Raw genomic sequence first — 22,791 nt, 5'->3', positions numbered from 1 at the left:
TGCTTATGTCGCGCCTTCTTATGCTGCTTTGCGACCGCGCGCCGCAAGCCATGCCTCGGTCAGTCTCTCGAAGCGAGATGCCATGTCGGCCACCGCCTCCTCGTCCGACATCTTGCCGGCAAGCCATTGTTCGGCCGCGTTAATGAAGATGGTGCGGCCGACAGCGAAGCCCTTGACGATAGGCGCCTTGGCGGTGGCGGCGAAGGCCATTTCCAGCTCGTCCTGCGGCGCTTCCAGGCCAAGCAGCACAATCCCGCGGCACCACGGATCGTGCTTCAGGATCACCGCCTCGATCTTTGCCCATGCGCCGGCCGATGCCTGCGGTTCGAGCTTCCACCAATCGGGCTTGATGCCGAGTGCGTAGAGTTCCTCGAGCGCGCGCGGGATGGTCATGTCGTCGAGCCTGCCGTGCTTGCCGGCGATGATCTCGACCAGAAGTTCTCTGCCCATTTTCCGCGCGGCCTCGAACAAAGCGCGCAGTTTCTGCTGCTGTTCGCTCTTCAGCGCCGCGGGATCGTCGGGATGATAGAAGCACAGGCACTTGATGCAGTGGTCGACCGGCCATTCGGTCAGTTGCGAACCTATGTCTTGCGAGAACTCGAAGCGAAGCGGCCGCGAACCCGGCAACTCGACCGGCCGGCCGAGCCAGGCGAAGGAATGGTGGGCGAATTCGAACATCGCCTCGCGTCCGTATTTTTCGTCGAGCAGCATGCCGTAGCCGGCGCGGCCAGCCGCGACCTTGGCCGCAGCCTTGACCGTCAGCACCTTGAAAGCCGGGATTCGCGACGGATCGGCGCCGGCTTTTGCCGCGACATCCTCCAGCTGGACGCGGTGGTCGCAGGCGAACGCCATCAGCGAGGGGATGTCGCGCCGGCGCGTGGTCGCCCAATGGATGTGATTGATCGCCTCGTCCTTGCGCAGCGCCAGATGCTTGCTGCCGTTTTTCAGGAAGAACTGCAATTCCTCGAAAGTCGGGTATTCCGGTGCGCAGAGGAGCCGCGACACGGCAAAGGCGCCGCAGGCATTGGCCCAGGTCGCCGCCGTCGCCAAGCCTTCCTCGCCGAGCCAGCCGCGCAGGAAGCCCGACATGAAGGCGTCGCCGGCGCCGAGCACATTGTAGACCTCGATTGGAAATCCCTTGCCGACGATACCGTCCTCGAGGTCGTCGCTGATCGGCCCGTCATAGACGATGCAGCCCATGGCGCCGCGTTTCAGCACGATGGTTGCCGCCGACAGCGAGCGGATGGTTTTCAGCGCGCTCAGGCAATCGTCTGCGCCCGAGGCGATCATGATTTCCTCTTCGGTGCCGACGATGAGATCGCAATCGGGCAGCACCGTCTTCAACTGCGCCGAGACGCGGTCGGATTTCACATAGCGCTCGAAGCCTTCGGCGTGGCCGGCGAGACCCCAGAGGTTGGGGCGGTAGTCGATGTCGAACACCACCTTGCCGCCCTTGGCTTTCATGACACGGATCGCCTTGCGCTGGGCGGCGTCGCTGTTGGGCCGTGAAAAATGCGTGCCGGTGACGACGACCGCGCGTGCCGAAGCGATGAACGCCTCATCGATATCGTCTTTCGAAAGCGCCATGTCGGCGCAATCGCTGCGATAGAAGATCATCGGCGAGACGCCTTCATCCTCGACCGACAGCAGCACCAGGGCGGTCAGCCGCTCCGGATCGGTCTTGAGGCCTTGGACCGAAACGCCCTCGCGGGTCAGCTGCTCGCGGATGAAGCGGCCCATCTGCTCATTGCCGACGCGGGTGAGCAGCGCCGAGCGCAGGCCGAGCCTGGCAGTACCGACCGCGATATTGGCCGGACAGCCGCCGACCGACTTGGCAAAGGAAGTAATGTCCTCGAGGCGCGAGCCGATCTGCTGACCATAGAGATCGACGGAAGCGCGGCCGATGGTGATAATGTCGAGCGGCGCATGTCTCGCTTCCACGGCTTCGCCCATTCGAACCTCCCATCGGCTTTGTTGTTTTGGGTAACACGCGCGAGCGGCAGCGTGGCGCCGGCAATATGAAATAATAATTCCAATCCATAGTCAATATGGAACGAGCATTCCCAAGGCTGAAAAGTGCTGTGCAAGGCTCGCGCGTTCAGAAACTTTGAAGTCAGACGAACGTCAAGTGTCTACCACTGAAACCAGCTGATTTACCAAGGAAGCGGGCCATCATCGTTGAAGTACCCGGCGGTCGGGCCATCGGCGTCCAAGGTCGCCAGGTGAATGACGATCTCGGCCGCCTGCTGCACCGTGCGGTGACCTTTATACCCGTTGAGATCGGTGGCAGTGTAGCCGGGCGCCGCGGCGTTGACCTTGATGCCTTGCGGCGCGAGCTCCCTGGCGAATGCCACCGTGATGGCGTTCAAGGCTGTCTTGGAGCTGCCGTAGCCCATCATGTTAACGGCGTGGTTCGCAGTGGCGGGATCGAGCGCCCGGCCGATGGACCCGGTGGAGCTGCTCACCATCACGATCCGGGCAGCAGGTGCTGCTAGCAGCAGCGACAGGAATGCCTGGGTCACGCGGATCGGGCCGAAGACATTGACGTCGTAGGTGGCCTGGATGTCGGCGATCCGCTGCTGGCTCGGCGGCAGGTCGTAATTGATGGCGACGCCGGCGTTGTTCACCAGCACGTCGAGGCAGGGGCTGGCCTGCCTGAATGCCTCGGCTGCCGCCTTCACACTGTCATCCCGCGTGACGTCCAGCTCAAGCCACTCCACGTCGAGGCCTTCGGCGCGCAATGCCTGCGCCGCCGCCATGCCGCGTTCGGCGCTCCTGGCGCCGAGCCAGACCTTGAAGCCCATGGTCGCCAGTCGCCGGGCGATTTCACGGCCTATACCCTTGTTGGCGCCGGTCACCAGCGCGCTTTTCGATGTTCTCATAATCGGTGTCTCCATTTTTCTTGTGGAAGACCCACAAATGGTGCGAGGCAGCGGGGGTTGCGCGCCGGAAATTCTCCGGCTCTTGCCTAATCCTCTCACGCTGTTGCGCCGCCGGTGCGAATGCGCGATGCTGGCGCAATGAGCGAAGCGCTGCAGGAGTTGATCGAGATCGCCAGCCGCCATGCGCGCGGGCGACGAACAAGAACGGCGGTTCCCCGCGTTTCGATCGGCCGCAGCGAAGTCACGCCGCCATTGTCAGGGGTGTGGGGGTCGGGGATCTTATTCGTACTGCAGGGCGCGAAGACGGTTCTGATCGGCGACCGGGCTCTTCGTTACAATCCGGCCAGCTATTTCATCTATACTGTCGAGACGCCCACCATCAGCCAGATAATCGAAGCGAGCGCGGCGCGTCCTTACCTGGCCATTGGCTTGACCCTTGACCTGCAGGCCGTCGCCGCGCTCCTCGTCGAGCACGCGCCGGCCCTCAGTGGCGACAGTTTCTCCACCTCTCCCGCTGATGACGATCTGCTCGACGCGTTGCGTCGAATGCTGCGGCTGCTTGACCGGCCAGCGGAGATTCCCGTGCTCGCGACCATGATCGAGCGAGAGATGCTGTTTCGGCTCCTGCAAGGCCCGCAAGGCGGAAAGCTTCGTGAACTTGCGCGCGCCGATGGCCATCTGTCCCGGATTGGCCGGGCGATCGCCTGGATCCGTTCGCATCCCCATCAGCCGGTCCGGGTCGGCGATCTGGCCGAGATTGCCCGTATGAGCAGTGCTGCGTTTTATCGTCACTTCAAGGCGGCGACGGCCATGAGCCCAATCCAGTATCAAAAGCAAATCCGCTTGCTGGAAGCCCGCCATCTGCTGATTGCCCAGCCGGGCAACGTCGCACGTGTCGCCTTCGCCGTCGGCTATGAGAGTGCTTCCCAGTTCAGCCGGGAGTATGCCCGCCAGTTCGGGTCGCCGCCGGCACGCGACGCAGCGCGGCTTTCGGCAGAAGGCGAAACGGCAATAGAGGTGATCTAAGGCTTGCGCTTCTTGCCAGTATCGCGCCGCTTCTCGCCGACCGCGACGGTCAGCGCCATAGCCAAAGCCATCGTCGCCGACAGCGAGCGGAAGCCGGCGAAATCGGCCTCGGCGACCTCGAACCAGACCCTGGCGAATTGAGCGAGTGGCGAAAAGGAGCTGTCGGTAATCGCCACGATCGGCACGCCTTGCTCCGAAATGACGCGCGCCTCCTCGATGGTGGCCGGGGCATAGGGCGAAAAGCTGATGGCGATCACGGCGTCCCTTGGAGAGGCAAAGCCGATCATCTCTGCATTGAGGCCGGCGGCCGATTCGATCAGCTGGTTGCGGATCTTGAGCTTGCCCAATGCATAGGCGATATAGGAGGCGACCGGGTAGGAGCGCCGCTTGGCCAGCACGTAAATGGTTTCGGCCTTGGCCAGCACGGTGATCGCATCTTCGAAATGGTCTTCATTCAGCGTGCGCGAAATGTCGTTGAGCGAGGTACTGGCTGCGGCAACAAAACCGTCGAAAATCGCGCGGTGGCCGGCGCCTTCCTCGGCCTTGGCGCGCAATGCCGCCAGCCTTTCATCATAGGATGAGTTGCGCTCGCGCAGGCGCTCGCGAAACACCAACTGCAGGCTGGTGAAACCATCAAAACCAAGCTGCTGGGCAAAGCGGATCAGGGTCGAAGGCTGGACACCGGCGGAAGCGGCGATGCTGGCAGCGGTGCCGAAGGCGATATCGTCTGGGTTGTCGAGCGCATAGGCGGCGATCTGGGCGATACGTTTCGGCAGGCTCTGACGCCGCTCCAGTATCGTCGCCCGCAGCGTCTCGAAATCGCGCGGCACCCGTTCGTCCATCGTCGCTCCGCCCAGGCTCATCGTCTGGTTCCCTCTGTGGCCCATCATAGCGGGCCTGTGCAAGAACACCATAAAAAATGAGACAAGCGTTCCATCTGCAGACAAAATGGACTAATTCATCCACACAAATTTTGCGCACAGGGAGGCAAGCGGATGGTCGGGGTAGGTCTTATCGGCACGGGTTTCATGGGCAAGTGCCACGCCATTGCCTGGAACGCGGTCGGCACCGTCTTTCCCGATGTGGCCAAGCCAAGGCTGGTCCATCTGGGCGAGGTCAACGAGGATCTTGCCAAACGCCGTGCCAGCGAATTCGGCTTCGCCAAGGCGTCCGGTGACTGGCGCGCCGTCGTCGACGACCCGGATGTCGATGTCATCTCGCTGACCACGCCGAACCAGTTCCACCCGGAAATGGCCATCGCCATCCTCGAAGCCGGCAAGCATCTGTGGTGTGAAAAACCGATGGCGCCGAATTTTGCGGAGGCGCAAGCAATGGCTGCGGCGGCCCAAAAGTCCGGCAAGGTCGCCGCGCTGGGCTATAACTACATCCAGAACCCAGCGATCCGCCATATCGGCGCGCTGCTCGACGAGAAGATCATCGGCGAGGTCACCCATCTGCGTATCGAGATGGACGAGGACTTCATGGCCGATCCGGAGGCGCTGTTCTTCTGGAAGCACGAGGCGGCGTCCGGCTACGGCGCGCTCGACGATTTCGCCGTGCACCCGCTGTCGCTCATCGCGATACTGTTCGGCCGCGTTGCCCGCGTCATGTGCGACATGGCCAAACCCTATGCCGACCGCCGCGTCGCCTCGGGCGGGCGCCGCGCGGTCGAGACCTACGACATCGCGAGCATCCTGATGCATCTCGAAAACGGCATCGCCGGCACGCTGCTGGTCAACCGTTCGGCCTGGGGCCGCAAAGGCCGGATCGCCATCCAGATTTTTGGCTCGAAGGGCTCGATACTGTATGACCAGGAGCGGATGAATGAGTTCCAACTCTATTTGACGGCCGACCGGCCGACCGAGCAAGGCTATCGCACCATCCTCGTGGCGCCGCATCATAAGCCTTATGATGCCTTCCTGCCGGCGCCCGGCCACGGCCTTGGCTTTAATGACCTCAAGATTATCGAATGCCGGGAACTGTTGACGCGACTTGCCGGCAAGCCGGCGCGGATCATCGATTTCGACGAAGGCCTGGAGATCGAGCGCACGGTGCACGCGATGGCGCGCTCGTTCGCGGAACAGCGCTGGATGGAGGTGCGGTAGTAAGCCCGCGCTGGTCTCCCCTTCCCCCCTTGTGGGAGAAGGTGGCCGAGCGAAGCTCGGTCGGATGAGGGGTGTTGGACGGATCGCTACAGCGAAGAAATAAACGCTTAAAATCCCTCAATATTTTTGCGCCGAGTTTCTTCCAGCACCCCTCATCCGGCTCGGCGCTGCGCGCCGATCCACCTTCTCCCACAAGGGGAGAAGGGCCAGGGCCGGCATTGGCTGCCTCAGGCGGCTCCTGGCCGGCCGGCGATTATGGCGCGGCGCACCGACCGGCGCTGCTCGACGGCGTCGGCAAGGCCGTGCAGCACGGTCTCGGTGGTCGCCCAGTCGATGCAGCCATCGGTGATGCTCTGGCCATAGAGGAGCGGCTTGCCGGGCACGACATCCTGCCGGCCGGCGACAAGGTTGCTCTCGATCATGACGCCGATGATGCGCTCGTCGCCTGCCGCGATCTGGCCCGCCACGTCAGCCGCCACCAGCGGCTGGTTTTCCGGCTTCTTGTTGCTGTTGGCATGACTGACATCGATCATCAGCCGAGGTGCCACGCCGATCCGGCCGAGCTCAGCGGAGGCAGCAGCTATGCTTGCCGCGTCGTAGTTGGGCACAATGCCGCCGCGCAGGATGACGTGGCAGTCCTCGTTGCCGGTGGTCGTCGCGATGGCGCTGCGCCCACCTTTCGTCACCGCCATGAAATGGTGCGGCTGGGCGGCGGATTTCACCGCCTCGGCCGCGATCCGCAAATTGCCGTCGGTGCCGTTCTTGAAGCCGACCGGGCAGGACAGGCCTGATGCGAGTTCGCGGTGGATCTGGCTCTCGGTCGTGCGCGCGCCGATCGCTCCCCAGGCGACGAGGTCGGCAATATATTGCGGGGTGGCCATGTCGAGGAATTCCGTCGCCGCCGGCAGGCCGAGATTGTTGACGGCGGAGAGCACGTTGCGTGCCATCCTCAGGCCCTTGTCAATGTTGAAGCTGCCGTCGAGGTCGGGATCGTTGATCAGGCCCTTCCAGCCGACCGTCGTGCGCGGCTTCTCGAAATAAACCCGCATCACGATCTCCAGCCGGTCCGACAGGCTTTCACGCAGCGATGCCAAACGGCTGGCATAGTCTACGGCAGCGGCCGGGTCGTGGATCGAACAGGGGCCGACGACAACCACCAGCCGGTCGTCGGCGCGGGTCAGCACGGCGTGGATGGCATTGCGTGATGCGGCAACGGTGCGCGTCGCCGTCAGCGTGCGCGGTATTTCCCGCATCACCTCGTCGGGTGTGCTCAGTTCTCTGATTTCCTTGACCCGAAGATCGTCTGTGGTCGTCAACACGGCTTACGCTCCTGATTGGGGAGACCTGCCGGCTGAAACAAAAAAGCCGCCAGGTCTGGCGGCTGTTCGGATATTGTTGCTGCAATCTTCAGATCGAGCGCAATCCTCCCGCCGCCAGCGAGCTCATAAAGTACCAATATGTGGCGGTCAGGTTGATCATGAGGGCTGATATAGTCGATGCGGATGCGCTTGTCACGTGCCTGGTGAGGAGGAGGTTTACTCCAGCCCATTCGCGATTGGCTGAAGCCCCCCGAACTTCGTCATCCTCGGGTCTGCGCCGCGTCGCTGCGCTCCTTGCTCCGCCCGTGGATGACGAAGCGTTCCGCTAGACTTGCCGGCGTTATTCCGGCGACGACCCGGCGACGCTCTGGTCGTAATCGACCAGCGACCCGGTCATGACGCCGGACTGCGGGCTGATCATATAGCTGATCAACCGGGCAAGCTGTGCTGGCTTCACCAATTGACCCATCGGCTGCGCGGCCTCGGCCCTTTCCAGCCAGTCGTCCGGGGCGTCGTGCCATTTCTTCTGCACGATCGCCTCGCCCTCGGTGTCCATCCAGCCGGGCAGCACCGCATTGCAGCGGATGCGATTGCCGCGATAGGCATTGGCGACATTCTTGGTGAGTGTCGCCAGCGCTCCCTTGCTTGACGAATAAGGCGCCAGGAACGACTGGCCGCAATGCGCCGACATCGACAGCACGTTGACGATCGAGCCCGGTGCCTGGCGCGCCAGCAAATGCGCCACCACGCCCTGCATCAGGAAAAACGGGCCCCGCACATTGGTCTGGAATATCTGGTCGAACAGATCCTCGGAGGTCTCGACCAGCGAGCCGCGAGCCGAGGTGGCAGCGGCGTTGACCAGCGCGTTGACGGAACCAAAATGGCCAATCGCCGTTTCGACCGCACGCTTGCAGTCGGCCACTTTTGAGACGTCGGCGCTGATGAAGATGGCATCGACGCCTGCCCCCTTGAGGATGGCGACAGCCTTGTCGCCCTTCTCCTGCGAGCGGCCGATCAGCGCCAGCGCCCGGCAGCCCTCATCGGCCAGCGCTTCGGCGACGGCAAAGCCGATGCCTTGTGCGCCGCCGGTGACGATGGCGCGTGTTTCGGAATTGCGACCGGCTGAACCGTTCATCGCCTTGCTCCTGTGCTTGATAGTCAGATTGTTTTGTCGAGGCGGACGGTCTTGCCTTCCTTGGCCGATTTCAGCGCCGCATCCGCCAGCCTGAGCGCCACCAGCCCGTCCTTGCCGCTCGGCGTCGCCTTCTTGCCTGACGTCGCTGCCGCGATGAAGGCAGCGATCTCGTTGGCATAAGCGTCGAGATAACGGGTCATGAAGAAATCGTGCAGCGGCGGCCGCGTATAGCCTTTCTCATTGGCCAGTTCGATCGACACCGGCCGCTGGTTCTCGGCCGCAATCATGCCTTTCGAGCCATGCACCTCGATGCGCTGGTCGTAGCCGTAGGTGGCGCGGCGCGAGTTGGAGATAACGCATTGCTTGCCGGAGGCAGTTTCGAGGATGACGCTGACGCTGTCGAAGTCGCCGGCCTCGCCGATCTTCTTGTCGACCAGCACCGAAGCGTGAGCGCTGACCGCCACCGGCTCCTCGCCGAGCAGGAAGCGCGCCATGTCGAAATCATGAATGGTCATGTCGCGGAAGATGCCGCCCGAGCGGCCGATATAGTCGAGCGGCGGCGGGCCGGGATCGCGCGAGGTGATTGTCACCATTTCGACAGTGCCGATGGCGCCGTCGTCGATCGCCTTGCGCACGGCGGCAAAATGCGGATCGAAGCGGCGGTTGAAGCCGACCATCAGCGTGGCGCCGGCCTTGTCGACGACGGCCAGGCATTCTTCCACTCTGCCGGCGTCGAGGTCGATCGGCTTTTCGCAGAAAATCGCTTTACCCGCTTTGGCGAAGCGTTCGATCAGATCGGCATGAGTGTCGGTCGGCGTGCAGATGACGACCGCGTCGATATCGCCGGCCTTCTCGATGGCATCGATGCTGCGCACTTCGGCGTCATAGGCAGAGGCCAGATCGGTCGCCGCCTTCTCGAAGGCGTCGGCAACTGCGACCAGCCTGGCCTCAGGATTGGAACCGACGGCGCGAGCATGGACCTTGCCGATACGGCCGGCACCGAGAAGAGCAAAGCGAAGAGGCATGAAGAGTTTTCCTTTGAGGATGGTTCGGAAGGGAGGGCGTGTCAGCGCCTGTGGCTCGGCGTTGGCCGTTACGCCGCAAGTTCCGCCTGCCCGGTCTTGGCGCCGGTGATGTAGGAGACGATATCGTTGCCGTCGGTGTCCTGCTTGCGCAAATTGGCGACGATGCGGCCGCGCCGGAAAACGACGATGCGGTCGACCAGGTCGAACACCTGGCGCATGTTGTGAGAGATCAGGATCAGCGGTTCGCCATTCTCCTTCAGCGTGCGGATGATGTTTTCGACCTGCATCGTCTCCTGCACGCCGAGTGCCGCCGTCGGCTCATCCATGATGATGAGCTTGGAAGCAAAGGTCGCGGTTCTGGCAATTGCTACGCACTGGCGCTGGCCGCCCGACATGTGGCGGATAGTATTGGAAAGATTGGGGATCTTGACCGCTGTGCGGACCAAGGCTGCCTCGGTCGCCTTGCGCATGAACTTGCGATCGAGGATCGAGAAGGGCCCGAGATTGAACAGCACCCGCTCGCGGCCGAGGAACAGGTTCGACGGCACGTCGAGGTCGTCGGCGAGCGCCAGGTTCTGGAACACCGTCTCGATGCCTGCCTCGCGGGCTTCGATGGGGCCGGCAAAATTCACTTCCTTGCCGTCGAACCACATCCTGCCACTGGTGCGCTGCTCGACGCCGGTGATCTGGCGTACGAAGGTCGATTTCCCCGCGCCGTTGTCGCCCATGATAGCGACATGCTCGCCCTTGCGCAGCTCGAAGTCGGCACCCTCCAGCGCATGGACGCCGCCATAATACTTGGTCAGGTTTTCGGTCTTCAGGACGATGTCCGACATGATCAAGCCCTCATTGCCCGCAGGCGTTGGCGCCACTGGTCGAGAACGACTGCGCCGACGATGATCACGCCTTTGACCATCTCCTGATAATAGGCGTCGAGGCGCAGAAAGGTGAAGCCGGAGATGATCACGCCGAAGATCAGCGAGCCGATCACCGTTCCGATGATCGAGCCGCGGCCGCCCGACAGCGAGACACCGCCGATAACCGCCATGGCGATCGCATCGAGCTCGTACATTACACCCATGCCGGCTTGGGCGGTGAGATTCTTGGAGCTCAGCACCACGGCGGCGAGCGCGGCGAGGACGCCGGCAATGACGTAGACGAGGATCTTGTGGTTGGCGATGTTGATGCCGGACATGCGCGCGGCGTCCTCATTGGAGCCGATCGCATAGCAGTGCTTGCCATATTTGGTGTAACTCAGGATCAGCTGGAACAGCACTGCGAGCGATATGAAAATGATGACCGGCATCAGCCCCTTGCCGATGGCGGCGAAACTCTCGGTCGGAAACGAGATCGGCTGCCCCTTTGACCACCATTTGGCGATGCCGCGCGCGGTGACCATCATGCCGAGCGTGGCGATGAACGGTGGGATGCGCGTGTAGGCGATCAAAGCGCCGTTGACCAGGCCGGCCAGCAGGCCGCAGCCGATCGCGACCAGCACGGGCACGATCACCGGCAGGTCGGTCCAGCCCTGGGCGATGAACATCGCCTTGGGGTTCGGGTTGCCGTTGACCGTGGCTACCTGGGCGAAGCTCATGGCTATCATCGCCGTGGCGCCGACGATCGAACCTGAGGACAGGTCGATGCCGCCGGTAATGATCACCTGCGTCACGCCGATGGCAATAATGCCGACGATCGACACCTGCAGGATGATGATCTGCAGGCGCGCTTCGTTGAAGATCGCATCGATATTGTCGCGGGTATTGAAAAGGAAGCTGTCGCCCAGGAAAACCCGGCCGATCAGCTCGAAAGCGCCGACCAGGATGACGAGCGCCAGGAAGACGTTGAATTCGGCCGGCCATGCGCGCCGCTTCGCATCATAGCTGAGCCCGCCGACGCCGTGAGATGTCTGTGCCAATCGTGCTTCCTCCGTCAGCCACGGTCTCCACTCGGCGCTGTTCAGGCCGAGAGGGAAAAAGCGGAGCGGCGCTGTCTTACTTTGGCGCGCCGCTCCGTATCGGACAGGTCCGCCTCAGTTCTTCTTCAGGAACTTGTCGATATTCGCCGGCGTGACCAGCTGGAACGGGATGTAGACCTTGTGCTCGACCTTCTCGCCCTTCGCCAGCTTGAGCGCTGCGTCAAGCGCGCCGGCACCCTGGCCGGCCGCGTCCTGGAACACCGTCGCATCGAGGTCGCCCGCCTGCATCGCGGCAAGCGCATCCTGGGTAGCGTCGACCCCGCCGACGACAACCGACTTCATGTCGATGTTGGCGGCCTTCATCGCCTGGATGGCGCCGATGGCGCTTTCGTCATTATTGGCGATGACGCCGTCGAACGGCTTGCCGGTCGACAGCCAGTTGGTCATCAGGTTCTGCGCTTCTTCGCGCTTCCAGTTCGACGTCTGCTTGTCGATGATCTTGATGAAGCTGCACTCCGGTGTGGCGATCACGTCATCAATGTCCTTGGTGCGCTGCACCGCTGCCTGGTTCGACAGCTCGCCCATGATCACATAGACATTGGCTTCAGTCTTGCCGGCCTCCTTGAAGAGGCGGCAGACCTCCTTGGTCTCGAGCGTGCCGGAATCGGCTTCGTTCGAGGCGACGAAGGCCTGGTTTTCGGGCAGCGTGTCGACGTTGACCGGCTCGCGATTGACATAGACCAGTGGAATCTTGGCAGCGGCGGCTGCGTCCGACATTGCCTGGGTCGCCGAGGTGTCGACCGGGTTGACGATGATGGCGTCGACGCCTGAGGCGGCGAAGTTCTTGATCTGGTCGAGTTGCTTGGCGACGTCGTTCTGCGCATCCTCCACCTGCAGCTCGACGCCGTCCATGCCCTTGGCCTGTTCAATCATGCCGTTGCGCAGCACGGTGAGAAAATTGTCGTCGAACAACGCCATCGACACGCCGATCTTGGCGGCAAAGGCGGACGAACTCATCAGCGCCGCGAACGCGACGCCCAAAAGCAGTTTTTTCATTTTATTTCTCCTCCACATTGGTGTCCGGCTGCACCGATCTACCCGGAATCCCCGATCTCGCAGGGAATTCTCTCCCGATTGCCATTTTTGGTTCCAGAGGCATTTGCCTGAAACAGATCTTCCGGAACGAAAGAACCAAAATGCTCAGATGGTGAAATATTTATTCCATTTCGCGTGGGCGTCAAGCGAGATTTCGCCATGAGGAATGGATTTTCGGCATTTCGAGCGCTTTTGGACGGACGCTCAGGCAAGCGAGGCCTGAAAGCATTCTGATAGATTACATCATGTCTGCCGCCGATGACTGCGACGTCAGATGTTTTCTGGCAGATAAATGTCGAAGGGCAGAAAGGTCTGGCCCGGCGCATTCGCAGCGCCGGTCTCGATGGCATGCGCCATCAGCCCGACAAGCTCGCGGCAAAGCGCCGCCAGTGGCGTCGAGATCACCATGGTCAGGAAATTATCCGCCAGCGCCGCGCGGGAGTCGGGCGTGATCTCGTTGCAGACGACCGCCGGCATCTCAGCCGGCTTTGCCTCCCTCAGCGCCGAGATCGCGCCTTCCATGCCGCCACCGGCGACATAGCAACCGGCGAGATCAGGGTGGCGGGCCAGAAGCTCGATCATTGCATCATGCGTGATCTGGTTCGCTTCCAGATTGACCAACGTCTCGAGGAGAGTGAATTCCGGCGCCTGCTCGCGAAAGAAGGAGCGAAAACCGATCTCGCGAAGCTCATGGCCATGGAAGCGATGGCTGCCGACGAAGAGGGCAACCTTGCCAGGTCTCTTCGCGGCCTTCGAGATCATCCAGGCAGCGGTGCGGCCGACCTTGCGATTGTCCAGGCCAACATAGCCCTCGCGAATACCGGATGCAAAGTCGGAAAGCAGGGAGAACACCGGTACGCCATTGGCTTTCAGAGCCTCGACGGCGACCGTCAGCGTCGGGTGATCAGGCCCGACCAGGGCGACGGCCCTGGATTTGGCGGCCAGCTTGCGCATCCGCTCGACGATCTCGTCCGGCGCCAGCGAAGCGGCGAAGTCGATGGTCGCCACGCCGCGAAAGCGCGGCGACTGCGATACCGCCAGTTCAAGCTCGCGGGCAAATTCGCTGTAGAAGACGTCCTCCCGCCTCAACAGCAGGAACCCGAGCCGGTATTCGGGCAATTCATGGCGCATCCGCTGCTTGATCAATCCGGCTGCGTGATAGCCGATGCTGGTCGCGGCCTCATAGACGCGGCGCGCGGTTTCCTCGCGCACCGGCAAGCGGTTGTTCAGCACTCGATCGACGGTGGCAACGCTGACCCCCGAAATGCGCGCCAGGTCGGTGATCGTCGGGCGTTTCGCCATCGCTGCCTCATTCCACTGTTTGGTCCTTTTACACCATTCTGATGGAAAATGATAGAAACTATCTTTGTGATATTGAGCCTATCAGGGCTCGGCGTTATTTTGAACGCTGACCGAATATGATCGAGGCCTCCGCTATGGTGGATATTGGACTCCGAACCGGGAATACGAGAGCCGCAGCAGCGTCCCGACGCGACTACAGCCTGATCGGCCGCGACGCGAAGCTTGCCGTCGAGAGCGGGCTGGCGGCGGCCGAGTGGTATCACACCGACGTGCCGCGCAAGCAGATGAAGGAGCTGATGCAGCGCTCCGACGGCCCGGCGATCCGCGACACCATCATCTGGCTCGGCACCATGATCCTCAGCGGCGCCGGCGCCGCCTGGTTCTGGGGCAGCTGGTGGTGCGTGCCGTTCTTCTTCGTCTACGGCGTCCTCTACGGTTCCTCCACCGACTCACGCTGGCACGAATGCGGCCACGGCACCGCTTTCAGGACGCAGTGGATGAACGACGTGGTCTATCAGGTCGCCTGCTTCATGATCATGCGCAACCCGGTGACCTGGCGCTGGAGCCACACGCGACATCATACCGATACCATCATAGTCGGCCGCGATCCGGAGATCTCGGTGATGCGTCCGCCCGATCTGCTGCGCGTGGTGCTCAACTTCGTCGGCATTCTCGACGCCTGGCGTGCGATGAGCGACATGCTGCGCAATGCAGCCGGTATCGTCAGTCCGGCCGAAAGAACCTTCATTCCCGACCAGGAGCAGCCGAAGGCAATTCGCATTGCCCGCATCTGGACGACAATCTATGCCGCGACCATTGCGCTGGCGCTCTATACCGGCTCGTTCCTGCCGCTGATGCTGGTCGGTCTGCCCAGGCTTTACGGTGCCTGGCACCATGTCATGGTCGGCCTGCTGCAGCATGGCGGCCTGGCTGAAAACGTCACCGATCACCGGCTCAACAGCCGCACCGTCTACATGAACCCGATAGGCCGCTTCATCTACTGGAACATGAACTACCACGTCGAGCATCACATGTTTCCCATGGTGCCCTATCACGCGCTGCCCAGGCTGCACGAACTGATCAAGCACGATCTGCCGGCGCCGACACCATCCATCCTGGCCGGCTACCGCGAGATGATACCGGCTTTCCTGCGCCAGCTGCGCAATGAGGATTATTTCATCAAGCGCGAACTGCCGCCGACGGCGAGGCCCTATCGCGAGGATTTCCACAGCGATAACGCTGCTGTTGCAGTGGCTGCTGAATGACAAGCCCATGCCAACGCACCAAACATCGAGGGACCCGTAAATGAGCGACTGGGTCGAGGCCTGTGACGCCGAGGACATCGACGAAGAGGACGTGATGCGCTTCGACCATGGCGGCCGCACCTTTGCCATCTATCGCAGCCCCGACGACGGGTATTTCGCCACCGACGGGCTTTGCACGCATGAGAAGGTGCATCTGGCCGACGGGCTGGTGATGGACGATATCATCGAATGCCCGAAGCATAACGGACGCTTCAACTACAAGACAGGGGCTGCCAGGGGCGCGCCGGTCTGCGTCGATCTAAGAACTTATCCGGTCAAAGTCGACGCCGGCAAAGTCCTTGTCCGGATCGGTTGATGATGACGAAGGGAATGGTCATCATCGGCGCCGGCGAATGCGGCGGGCGCGCCGCCCTTGCGCTGCGCGAGCTCGGCTATGATGGCCCGGTGACGCTGGTCGGCGACGAGCCGCATCTTCCCTATGAGCGCCCGCCGCTGTCGAAAGACGCGATGGTTGCCGACGCGCCCCTAATCAAGGCGATCGCCAGCGAGGCGGTTCTGGCCGAAAGATCGATCAGGCATATCCATTCGGTCCAGGCGGTGGCGATCGTCCGAGAGGCGCATGTCGTGCGTCTCTCGGACGGTTCCGCCCTGGCCTACGACAAGCTCCTGCTGGCGACCGGTTCGGTGCCGCGCAAGCTGCCTATGCCGGGCCTTGGCGGGCGCTGCGTCTACCTCCGGACCTTCAACGACGCGCTGGCCATTCGCGCCCATCTCAGCGCCGGAAATCGCATCGCCATAGTCGGCGGCGGCTTCATCGGGCTTGAGCTTGCCGCGGCGGCACGCAGACTGGGTGCCGCGGTCACCATCATCGAGGCGCAGCCGCGCATCTTGATGCGCGGCGTGCCAGCCGAGATCGCTGAGGTCATCCATCAGGCGCATGAAGCGGAAGGCGTGAAAATCCTGTGCGGCGAGGGCATCGCCGCCATTGCCGATGATGGCGCCGAAGTGCGCATCGCGCTCGCCGGTGGACGCGACATTGTCGCCGATCTGGCCGTGATCGGCATCGGCGCCGTGCCGGTGACCGGACTTGCCGCGGAGGCGGGGCTGACCGTCGACAATGGCATCGCCGTCGACGCCGAGCTTCGCACCAGCGACCCGGATGTCTTTGCCGCCGGCGATTGCTGTTCGTTTCCGCTCGCCATCTATGGCGGCCGGCGCGTGCGGCTCGAAGCCTGGCGCAACGCACAGGAGCAGGGCGCGCTCGCCGCAAGGAATATGCTTGGCGCCGGCGAGTCCCATGCGGCGGTGCCGTGGTTCTGGTCGGATCAGTACGGCCTGACCTTGCAGATCGCCGGCCTGTCGGACGAAGGCCGCAGCGTCGTGCGCCGCGACCTCGGCGACCGCGCCTTCATCCTGTTCCACCTCGCCGAAGACGGCAGGCTGGTTGCGGCAAGCGGCATCGGCGCCGGCAACGCGGTCGCCCGCGACATAAGGCTGGCCGAGATGCTGATTGCGAAGCAGGCAAGGCCGGCGCCGGAAGCGCTGGGCTCGCAGGCGATCAAGCTGAAGTCGCTGCTGGCGGCATGAACGCCGCGTGGATAATTGGCCGAGCGCGTTCGGCTAAAACAGCGCCTTCAGCTCCGGCAGCTTGTCGTTGACCAGCCAGCCATAGTAATTTTCCTCGGGCAGTTTTTCCGGCTCGCCCGCAGCGCGGCGCTTGTCGTTCTCGGCCTTCAGCGCATAGGCGCGCTGTTCGGGGTTGCCGACATTGTAGAGCGTCGACGTGATGCCGGGATTGCCTGAGATGTCAAAGCCGGCAATGCTTCTATAGGCGTCGATCGACTTCCTTATCGTCGCCGCGACATAAGGCAGTGTCAGGTCAGGATCCATGATGGTCTTGTAGACCGCGTTGGGATCGCCGACGTCGAGTTCCGGCAGGCCGGAAACCTTGTGCACGAGGTCGCTCATTTGCAGCGCCGTCAGCGGATTGAGTTGGCCAAGGCCAAAAGTCTGCCCGGCATAATAAGGCTGGAAGAAAGTGGCGCCTAAGCGGTCGTTGGGAAAGCTCTCGCCGTCGACGGTCTTGCCGCGGAACGACCGGTTCCACACCTGTTCGCGGCACTCCCACAGATCGTAGCTGTCGGACTTCCCTGCGCATTTCGCAAATTGCGGCCGCTGCACGAAATCGGAGATGTCCTCGCCATCATAGGCAAAGGAGAGCTTGCTCGACAGATACGAAATCGCCTTGACGTAGTAGGTCTGCAGCCGGTCGTAGGCATCGACATTGTAGGTGTGCTCGCCGACGATGGCGCCGACGATATGCATTGGGTCGATGCCATAGGCCGCGGCTGCCTGCTTGATCTTGCCGCGCAACTCGGCATCGTTCTGGAGCAGCGCAAAGACTTTGCGGTATTTCGCCTGGAAGGTGGTGTTGGTCGCCTGGGTGCGCCGGCTCGAAGCGCCCGGTATGTCGGGCTGCTCGGTGTTGCGGTTGCCCGGCGGCACCATCGTTGCCGCTTGCGCGGCGAACATGGCTGCCGCCAGCGTCAGCCCCAAAATGACGAGGATCAGTTTTTTCATGCGCCGCCGCCCAAATAGTCGCCGGCAAACTAGGTAATGCTCCACCGGGAGTCGAGAGACGCCTGCACCCGACGGGACGAAAGCTTGCCGGATGCTTCCATTTGGCCACACATCGGGAATGCTGGGCCAAATTGGGGAGGCCGGGAGCAATTCCCCGACCCGCTTCGAGAATGAAGCGTCTCCTACAGGATGAAACGCGACAAGTCCGTGTTTCTGGAGAGGTCGCCGACATGCTTCTCGACATAGGCGGCATCGATGGTCACCGAGGTGCCGTTGCGGTCCGGCGCGTCATAGGAGATATCGTCCAGCACCCGTTCCATCACCGTCTGCAGCCGCCTGGCGCCGATATTCTCGACGCTGGCGTTAAGGTCCACGGCGATGCCGGCCAACGAATCGATCGCATCATCGGTGAAGACCAGGTCGACGCCTTCGGTCTTCATCAGCGCGATATACTGCTTGATCAGGCTGGCTTCGGTCTCGGTGAGGATGCGGACGAAATCGTCCTTCTCCAGCGCCCGCAGCTCGACGCGGATCGGCAGGCGGCCCTGCAATTCCGGCAGCAGGTCGGAGGGCTTGGCGACGTGGAACGCACCCGAGGCGATGAACAGGATGTGGTCGGTCTTCACCGGTCCATATTTGGTCGCAACCGTGGTGCCTTCGACCAGCGGCAGCAGGTCGCGCTGCACACCTTCACGCGAAACACCGGCACCGATGCCGCCTTCGCGCGAGGCGATCTTGTCGATCTCGTCGAGGAAGACGATGCCGTCATTCTCGGTCGATTCGAGTGCTCTGCGCACCACTTCGTCCTGATCGAGCAGCTTGTCGGACTCGTCGCTGATCAACAGCCCGTAGGACTCCTTGACGGTCGTCTTGCGCAACTTGGTCTTCTTGCCGCCCATCGCCTTCGACAGCATGTCGTTGATGTTGAGCACGCCGATATTGGCGCCCGGCATGCCGGGGATCTCGAAGCCGGGCATGCCGCCATTGCCGGTATCGGCCACTTCGATCTCGATCTCCTTGTCGTCGAGCTCGCCGTCGCGCAGCTTCTTGCGGAAACTGTCGCGGGTGGCCGGGCTCGCCGTCTTGCCGACGAGCGCTTCGAGCACCCGTTCCTCGGCGTTGATGTGGGCACGCGCCTTGACGTCCTCGCGCATCTTCTCGCGCACCAGCCCGATGGCGATCTCGACCAGATCGCGGATGATCTGCTCGACATCGCGGCCGACATAACCGACCTCGGTGAACTTGGTGGCTTCGACCTTGACGAAAGGCGCACCGGCAAGGCGTGCCAGGCGGCGTGAAATCTCGGTCTTGCCGACACCGGTCGGGCCGATCATCAGGATGTTCTTCGGCATCACCTCTTCGCGCATCTGGCCCTCGAGCTGCTGGCGGCGCCAACGGTTGCGCAAGGCAATCGCCACGGCACGCTTGGCGTCTTTCTGGCCGATGATGAAGCGGTCGAGTTCCGAAACGATTTCGCGGGGAGAGAAGGTGCTCATGTCACTAAATTCCACTTTGCCACTGCCGAATGGACTCGAACGGATGCAGCAGCATGATCACGTTGAGTGTCAGATTGTCCCGGATGAGATAGCCGACACCGAATTCGAAGATGAGGGCGAGGGTCACGATCACCCATATAGGAAGCCTTCGCGCCATGACAAACCCCAGCACCATGGCCAGCGTGTCGGACACCGAATTGATGATGCTGTCGCCATAATAGTCGAGCGAGATTGTGCCGGCGCGGTAGCGGTCGATGATGAAAGGGCTGTTCTCGAGCAACTCCCAGCCGCCCTCTATAACCACCGCAAAGGCCAGCCTGAGCCCGATCGGCGAGCGCGGGAAAAGGAACCACGCCAGCGCATAGAACAGGAAACCGTGAATGATGTGCGAGAAGCTGTACCAGTCGGAAATATGCTGGGAATTTTCGGAGCTCTGCACAATGCCGTGCCACAGCTTGACATAGCCGCAGGTACAGATCGGCGTCCGCCCCATGCCGTAGAGGACCCCGGCCTGGAAGATGACCAGGCCGAGAACCAGCAGAAGCCCCATTCGCCAGCTGTCTTCGTAGGCCGAGACGGTTTTGTCGCTGGATACGCTCATGCTGCTATTGCCCCTCTTTTGCCTCACCCTGTCCGGCGTCGCCCTCTGGGGCATCAATCGCCATCAGCACGGCATCGCCATATTCCGACTTCCTGCGATCGATAGCCCTGAAACCGGCCTTTTCATAGGCACGGATAGCCCGTGCATTGGCGGGGTCCGGGTCGATGATGACGCGCGGCGTACCTTCCTCGAAAAGCTGCTCGACGAACTGCCGGACGATCGCCGAGCCGTGGCCGACCCCGACAAGCCCCGGCACGCCGATCGACAGATCGATGCCGAGCGTGCCGAACGGCTGGTCGCTATAGGGATGGCCGTCCTCCAGATGCGGATCGTAGCTCTGCAAATAGCCGATGGGCTTTCCGTCGAGCTCGATAATCAGCGGCTCGACCGAAATGCTGTCGATATGCTCGCGGATCTCCGCAATCTCGGTCTCTGGGTCGTTCCACCATTCGGCGACATGCGGCTCGGCAAGCCAGCCGGCGATCATCGGCAGGTCCCTCTGGATCACCGGCCGAAAACCATAGCGGAGGCTCCGCTCAGGCGGCATCGAGGGTTTCGACGACGAAGTTGTTGTTTGTGTAGACGCAAATGTCTGACGCGATCTGCATCGCCTTGCGGGCGATCTCCTCTGCGCCCTTGTCGCTGTCCATCAAAGCGCGTGCCGCTGCCAGCGCGTAATTGCCGCCGGAGCCGATGGCCATGACGCCAAATTCGGGCTCCAGCACGTCGCCGGTGCCGGTCAGCGCCAGCGACACCGACTTGTCGGCCACCAGCATCATTGCTTCCAGCCGCCGCAAATAACGGTCGGTGCGCCAGTCCTTGGCGAGCTCGACGCAGGCACGTGTTAGCTGGTCGGGATATTGTTCGAGCTTGGCTTCGAGCCGCTCCAGCAGCGTGAAGGCATCGGCGGTGGCCCCGGCGAAGCCGGCAATGACGTTGCCGCTTTTGCCGATGCGGCGCACCTTCTTGGCGTTGCCCTTCATGATGGTCTGGCCGAGGCTGACCTGGCCGTCGCCGGCGATCACCACCTTGCCGCCCTTGCGCACGGTCAGGATGGTCGTGGCATGCATGGTCAGTTCATTCGACATTTTCTGCTCCGATCAGCACCGATCCCATCGAGGCGATCGGCGCGTTACGAGTGACTTGATCGGCCATATGTATGCATAGGCCGGATGATTGCAAACCGGCCATCCGCCGGGCCGGACTGTGCTCCGCAGCGGTAACTGGCAATCGCCGGATCATGCTGCTAGAAGGCTTTCGTTTTCAGGCATGTGAACGCCTGAACCGTGCAAATCTGAGACAAGGATGAGGTCATGGCGCCCCGTTCCGCCGAGATAAGCCGCAAGACCAGGGAAACCGACATCGCCGTGTCGGTTCAGGTCGACGGCTCGGGCAAATCCGACATTTCGACGGGCGTCGGCTTCTTCGACCATATGCTGGACCAGTTGTCGCGCCATTCGCTGATCGACATGACCGTGAAGGCCAAGGGCGACCTGCACATAGACGACCACCACACGGTCGAGGATACGGGCATCGCGCTCGGCCAGGCGCTGGCCAAGGCGTTGGGCGAGCGGCGCGGCATCATGCGCTACGCCTCGATCGATCTCGCCATGGACGAGACACTGACGCGGGCGGCAATCGATGTCTCCGGCCGGCCTTTTCTGGTCTGGAATGTTTCGTTCTCGTCGCCGAAGATCGGTACGTTCGACACCGAGCTGGTGCGCGAATTCTTCCACGCGCTGGCGCAGAATGCCGGCATCACGCTTCATGTCACCAATCATTACGGCGCCAACAACCACCACATCGCCGAGACCTGCTTCAAGGCCGTGGCGCGTGTGTTGCGTTCGGCGCTTGAGCGCGACCCGCGCCAGCCGGACGCGGTTCCCTCCACCAAGGGATCCCTGAAAGGATAGCGTCATGGCCATCTATGTCGTGATGAAGCCGCCAGGCCGCAGCGAAAGCGTGGACACTACCTTTATCCGTGACGGCTTTGCCTGGCTCGGCTTCCTGGTGCCGCCGCTGTGGCTGGCCTGGCACCGGCTGTGGGTCGAGGCGGCATTGGCGTTTGTCGCCATGGGCCTGCTCTCGATGCTAGGCGAAAGGCTGGACCTGGAAACAACCGGCTCGCTTTTATCCCTGCTTGTCATGCTCTTTGTCGGACTGGAAGGGCAGGGCTTGCGGATCGCAGCCCTGCGCCGTCGCGGCTGGCATGAATGGGGCGTGGTCGAGGCCGACAGGCTCGACGACGCAGACCTCCGCTATGCATTGGAAGCCGATGCTCAGTCGGATGAACAACCGACGGTGCAACGCATCGTCCCAGACGCAGCACATGCCCGGTCGGCGCAGATGGGCCTGGCGCTGGGGCTGAACCATATTCCGGGAAAGCCCTGAGATGAGGGTAGCGATCATCGATTACGGGTCGGGCAATCTGCGCTCGGCCACCAAGGCCTTCGAGCGTGCCGCGCATGAAGCCGGTATTGCCGCCGCGATCGAACTCACCGCCGATGCCGAGCGGGTCAGGACCGCCGACCGCATCGTCCTGCCCGGCGTCGGTGCCTATGCCGATTGCGCCGCTGGACTGCGTGCGGTCGCCGGCATGTGGGAAGCGGTCGAGGAGGTGGCGATCGCCAAGGCTCGGCCGTTCCTCGGCATCTGCGTCGGCATGCAGCTGATGTCGGAGCGAGGCCTGGAAAAGACCGTCACAAAGGGCTTTGGCTGGGTCGCCGGCGACGTCAAGGAGATCACGCCGGCCGATCCGACACTGAAGATCCCGCAGATCGGCTGGAACACGATTGACCTGAAGCGCAAGCATCCGCTGTTTTCCGGCATTGCGACGGGTGGCAAGGGACTGCATGCCTATTTCGTCCACTCCTACCATCTCGATGCACGGAAGGAGGATGAGGTGCTGGCGGTTGCCGACTATGGCGGCCCGGTAACGGCCGCTGTCGCTCGCGACAACCTCGCCGGAACGCAATTCCACCCCGAGAAGAGCCAGGCGCTGGGCCTGGCGCTGATCACCAATTTCCTAGGCTGGAGGCCCTGAAC

At 62.4% G+C, this 22,791-nt stretch carries 23 protein-coding genes; 8 read left to right on the top strand and 15 right to left on the bottom strand.

Annotated elements, in window-relative coordinates; genetic code table 11:
* Positions 1–18: 18 nt before the first annotated feature.
* On the bottom strand, positions 19–1,953 hold the full coding sequence (locus tag NKH93_RS10270) for a bifunctional 5-dehydro-2-deoxygluconokinase/5-dehydro-2-deoxyphosphogluconate aldolase (protein WP_352970143.1): 1,935 nt from the start codon (positions 1,951–1,953) through the stop codon (positions 19–21).
* Positions 1,954–2,153: 200 nt separating this feature from the next.
* Positions 2,154–2,882 carry an SDR family oxidoreductase gene (locus tag NKH93_RS10265; RefSeq protein WP_352970141.1) on the bottom strand — a complete coding sequence of 243 codons (729 nt, stop codon included), beginning with the start codon at positions 2,880–2,882 and terminating at the stop codon, positions 2,154–2,156.
* Positions 2,883–3,020: 138 nt separating this feature from the next.
* Between NKH93_RS10265 and NKH93_RS10260 the strand changes: the two genes are divergently transcribed.
* Positions 3,021–3,908 (top strand): AraC family transcriptional regulator, encoded by an 888-nt coding sequence (locus tag NKH93_RS10260; RefSeq protein WP_352970139.1) that lies wholly within the window; start codon positions 3,021–3,023, stop codon positions 3,906–3,908.
* Here NKH93_RS10260 and NKH93_RS10255 read toward each other — a convergent pair.
* The gene (locus NKH93_RS10255) at positions 3,905–4,750 is read right to left on the bottom strand and encodes a MurR/RpiR family transcriptional regulator (protein ID WP_352814125.1); all 846 of its coding nucleotides are present in this window, start codon (positions 4,748–4,750) and stop codon (positions 3,905–3,907) included. The two genes, NKH93_RS10260 and NKH93_RS10255, sit on opposite strands and share 4 nt — an antisense overlap.
* Positions 4,751–4,903: 153 nt before the next feature.
* Here NKH93_RS10255 and NKH93_RS10250 point away from each other — a divergent pair, with 153 nt between their 5' ends.
* Positions 4,904–6,013, top strand: coding sequence for a Gfo/Idh/MocA family protein (locus NKH93_RS10250; RefSeq protein ID WP_352970137.1), 1,110 nt, complete (start codon positions 4,904–4,906; stop codon positions 6,011–6,013).
* 227 nt (positions 6,014–6,240) lie between these two features.
* On the opposite strand, the gene NKH93_RS10245 is transcribed toward NKH93_RS10250, so the two are convergent.
* The 7 genes from NKH93_RS10245 to NKH93_RS10215 all read right to left on the bottom strand — a co-directional run bounded on the left by NKH93_RS10245 (position 6,241) and on the right by NKH93_RS10215 (position 13,804).
* Positions 6,241–7,332: a 3-deoxy-7-phosphoheptulonate synthase gene (locus tag NKH93_RS10245; protein WP_352539976.1), complete on the bottom strand. Its 1,092-nt coding sequence runs from the start codon at positions 7,330–7,332 to the stop codon at positions 6,241–6,243.
* A 340-nt stretch (positions 7,333–7,672) separates the two neighbouring features.
* The gene (locus NKH93_RS10240; RefSeq protein ID WP_352614971.1) at positions 7,673–8,467 is read right to left on the bottom strand and encodes an SDR family oxidoreductase; all 795 of its coding nucleotides are present in this window, start codon (positions 8,465–8,467) and stop codon (positions 7,673–7,675) included.
* Positions 8,468–8,490: 23 nt separating this feature from the next.
* Entirely contained in the window at positions 8,491–9,492 is a 1,002-nt protein-coding gene (gene iolG, locus NKH93_RS10235) for an inositol 2-dehydrogenase (RefSeq protein ID WP_352970134.1), read from the bottom strand.
* A gap of 68 nt (positions 9,493–9,560) precedes the next feature.
* A complete protein-coding gene (locus tag NKH93_RS10230) occupies positions 9,561–10,328 on the bottom strand; it encodes an ATP-binding cassette domain-containing protein (RefSeq protein WP_023677519.1) in 768 nt (255 codons plus the stop codon).
* Between the two features lie 2 nt (positions 10,329–10,330).
* The gene (locus tag NKH93_RS10225; protein WP_292655972.1) at positions 10,331–11,407 is read right to left on the bottom strand and encodes an ABC transporter permease; all 1,077 of its coding nucleotides are present in this window, start codon (positions 11,405–11,407) and stop codon (positions 10,331–10,333) included.
* A gap of 114 nt (positions 11,408–11,521) precedes the next feature.
* Positions 11,522–12,463, bottom strand: a complete 942-nt coding sequence (locus tag NKH93_RS10220) for a sugar ABC transporter substrate-binding protein (protein WP_352451673.1) — start codon at positions 12,461–12,463, stop codon at positions 11,522–11,524.
* Positions 12,464–12,772: 309 nt separating this feature from the next.
* Positions 12,773–13,804: a LacI family DNA-binding transcriptional regulator gene (locus NKH93_RS10215; RefSeq protein ID WP_023677522.1), complete on the bottom strand. Its 1,032-nt coding sequence runs from the start codon at positions 13,802–13,804 to the stop codon at positions 12,773–12,775.
* A 134-nt stretch (positions 13,805–13,938) separates the two neighbouring features.
* Here NKH93_RS10215 and NKH93_RS10210 point away from each other — a divergent pair, with 134 nt between their 5' ends.
* Genes NKH93_RS10210 through NKH93_RS10200 form a run of 3 tightly spaced genes read left to right on the top strand, consistent with a single transcriptional unit; the run spans position 13,939 to position 16,656 of the window.
* On the top strand, positions 13,939–15,069 hold the full coding sequence (locus NKH93_RS10210) for a fatty acid desaturase family protein (protein ID WP_352970132.1): 1,131 nt from the start codon (positions 13,939–13,941) through the stop codon (positions 15,067–15,069).
* A gap of 40 nt (positions 15,070–15,109) precedes the next feature.
* Positions 15,110–15,424 (top strand): MocE family 2Fe-2S type ferredoxin, encoded by a 315-nt coding sequence (locus NKH93_RS10205; protein ID WP_352454826.1) that lies wholly within the window; start codon positions 15,110–15,112, stop codon positions 15,422–15,424.
* A gap of 2 nt (positions 15,425–15,426) precedes the next feature.
* The gene (locus NKH93_RS10200; protein ID WP_352540038.1) at positions 15,427–16,656 is read left to right on the top strand and encodes an NAD(P)/FAD-dependent oxidoreductase; all 1,230 of its coding nucleotides are present in this window, start codon (positions 15,427–15,429) and stop codon (positions 16,654–16,656) included.
* A gap of 33 nt (positions 16,657–16,689) precedes the next feature.
* Here NKH93_RS10200 and NKH93_RS10195 read toward each other — a convergent pair whose 3' ends face one another.
* The 5 genes from NKH93_RS10195 to hslV all read right to left on the bottom strand — a co-directional run bounded on the left by NKH93_RS10195 (position 16,690) and on the right by hslV (position 20,834).
* Complete coding sequence (locus tag NKH93_RS10195) at positions 16,690–17,649, bottom strand: DUF1402 family protein (protein ID WP_023677526.1); 960 nt, start codon at positions 17,647–17,649, stop codon at positions 16,690–16,692.
* A 182-nt stretch (positions 17,650–17,831) separates the two neighbouring features.
* A complete protein-coding gene (gene hslU / locus NKH93_RS10190) occupies positions 17,832–19,145 on the bottom strand; it encodes an ATP-dependent protease ATPase subunit HslU (protein ID WP_254815924.1) in 1,314 nt (437 codons plus the stop codon).
* 4 nt (positions 19,146–19,149) lie between these two features.
* Positions 19,150–19,746: a DUF2585 domain-containing protein gene (locus NKH93_RS10185; RefSeq protein ID WP_254815925.1), complete on the bottom strand. Its 597-nt coding sequence runs from the start codon at positions 19,744–19,746 to the stop codon at positions 19,150–19,152.
* Between the two features lie 4 nt (positions 19,747–19,750).
* A complete protein-coding gene (locus NKH93_RS10180; RefSeq protein ID WP_352472585.1) occupies positions 19,751–20,293 on the bottom strand; it encodes a GNAT family N-acetyltransferase in 543 nt (180 codons plus the stop codon).
* Positions 20,283–20,834, bottom strand: coding sequence for an ATP-dependent protease subunit HslV (gene hslV / locus NKH93_RS10175; protein WP_352472584.1), 552 nt, complete (start codon positions 20,832–20,834; stop codon positions 20,283–20,285). Before hslV ends, NKH93_RS10180 begins: the two co-directional genes overlap by 11 nt.
* 225 nt (positions 20,835–21,059) lie before the next feature.
* On the opposite strand from hslV, the gene hisB reads away from it, so the two are divergent.
* The 3 genes from hisB to hisH are packed head-to-tail and all read left to right on the top strand — an operon-like array spanning position 21,060 to position 22,789.
* Positions 21,060–21,659: an imidazoleglycerol-phosphate dehydratase HisB gene (gene hisB, locus NKH93_RS10170; protein ID WP_352769582.1), complete on the top strand. Its 600-nt coding sequence runs from the start codon at positions 21,060–21,062 to the stop codon at positions 21,657–21,659.
* Positions 21,660–21,663: 4 nt separating this feature from the next.
* Positions 21,664–22,137: a DUF2628 domain-containing protein gene (locus NKH93_RS10165; protein ID WP_352451667.1), complete on the top strand. Its 474-nt coding sequence runs from the start codon at positions 21,664–21,666 to the stop codon at positions 22,135–22,137.
* A 1-nt stretch (position 22,138) separates the two neighbouring features.
* Positions 22,139–22,789 (top strand): imidazole glycerol phosphate synthase subunit HisH, encoded by a 651-nt coding sequence (hisH, locus tag NKH93_RS10160; RefSeq protein ID WP_023677533.1) that lies wholly within the window; start codon positions 22,139–22,141, stop codon positions 22,787–22,789.
* Positions 22,790–22,791: the final 2 nt, after the last annotated feature.

It is taken from the genome of Mesorhizobium sp. M0954 (assembly GCF_040319155.1).
In the GTDB taxonomy this organism is placed as follows: Bacteria; Pseudomonadota; Alphaproteobacteria; order Rhizobiales; family Rhizobiaceae; genus Mesorhizobium.
This window is presented reverse-complemented; position numbering and strand designations above follow the sequence as displayed.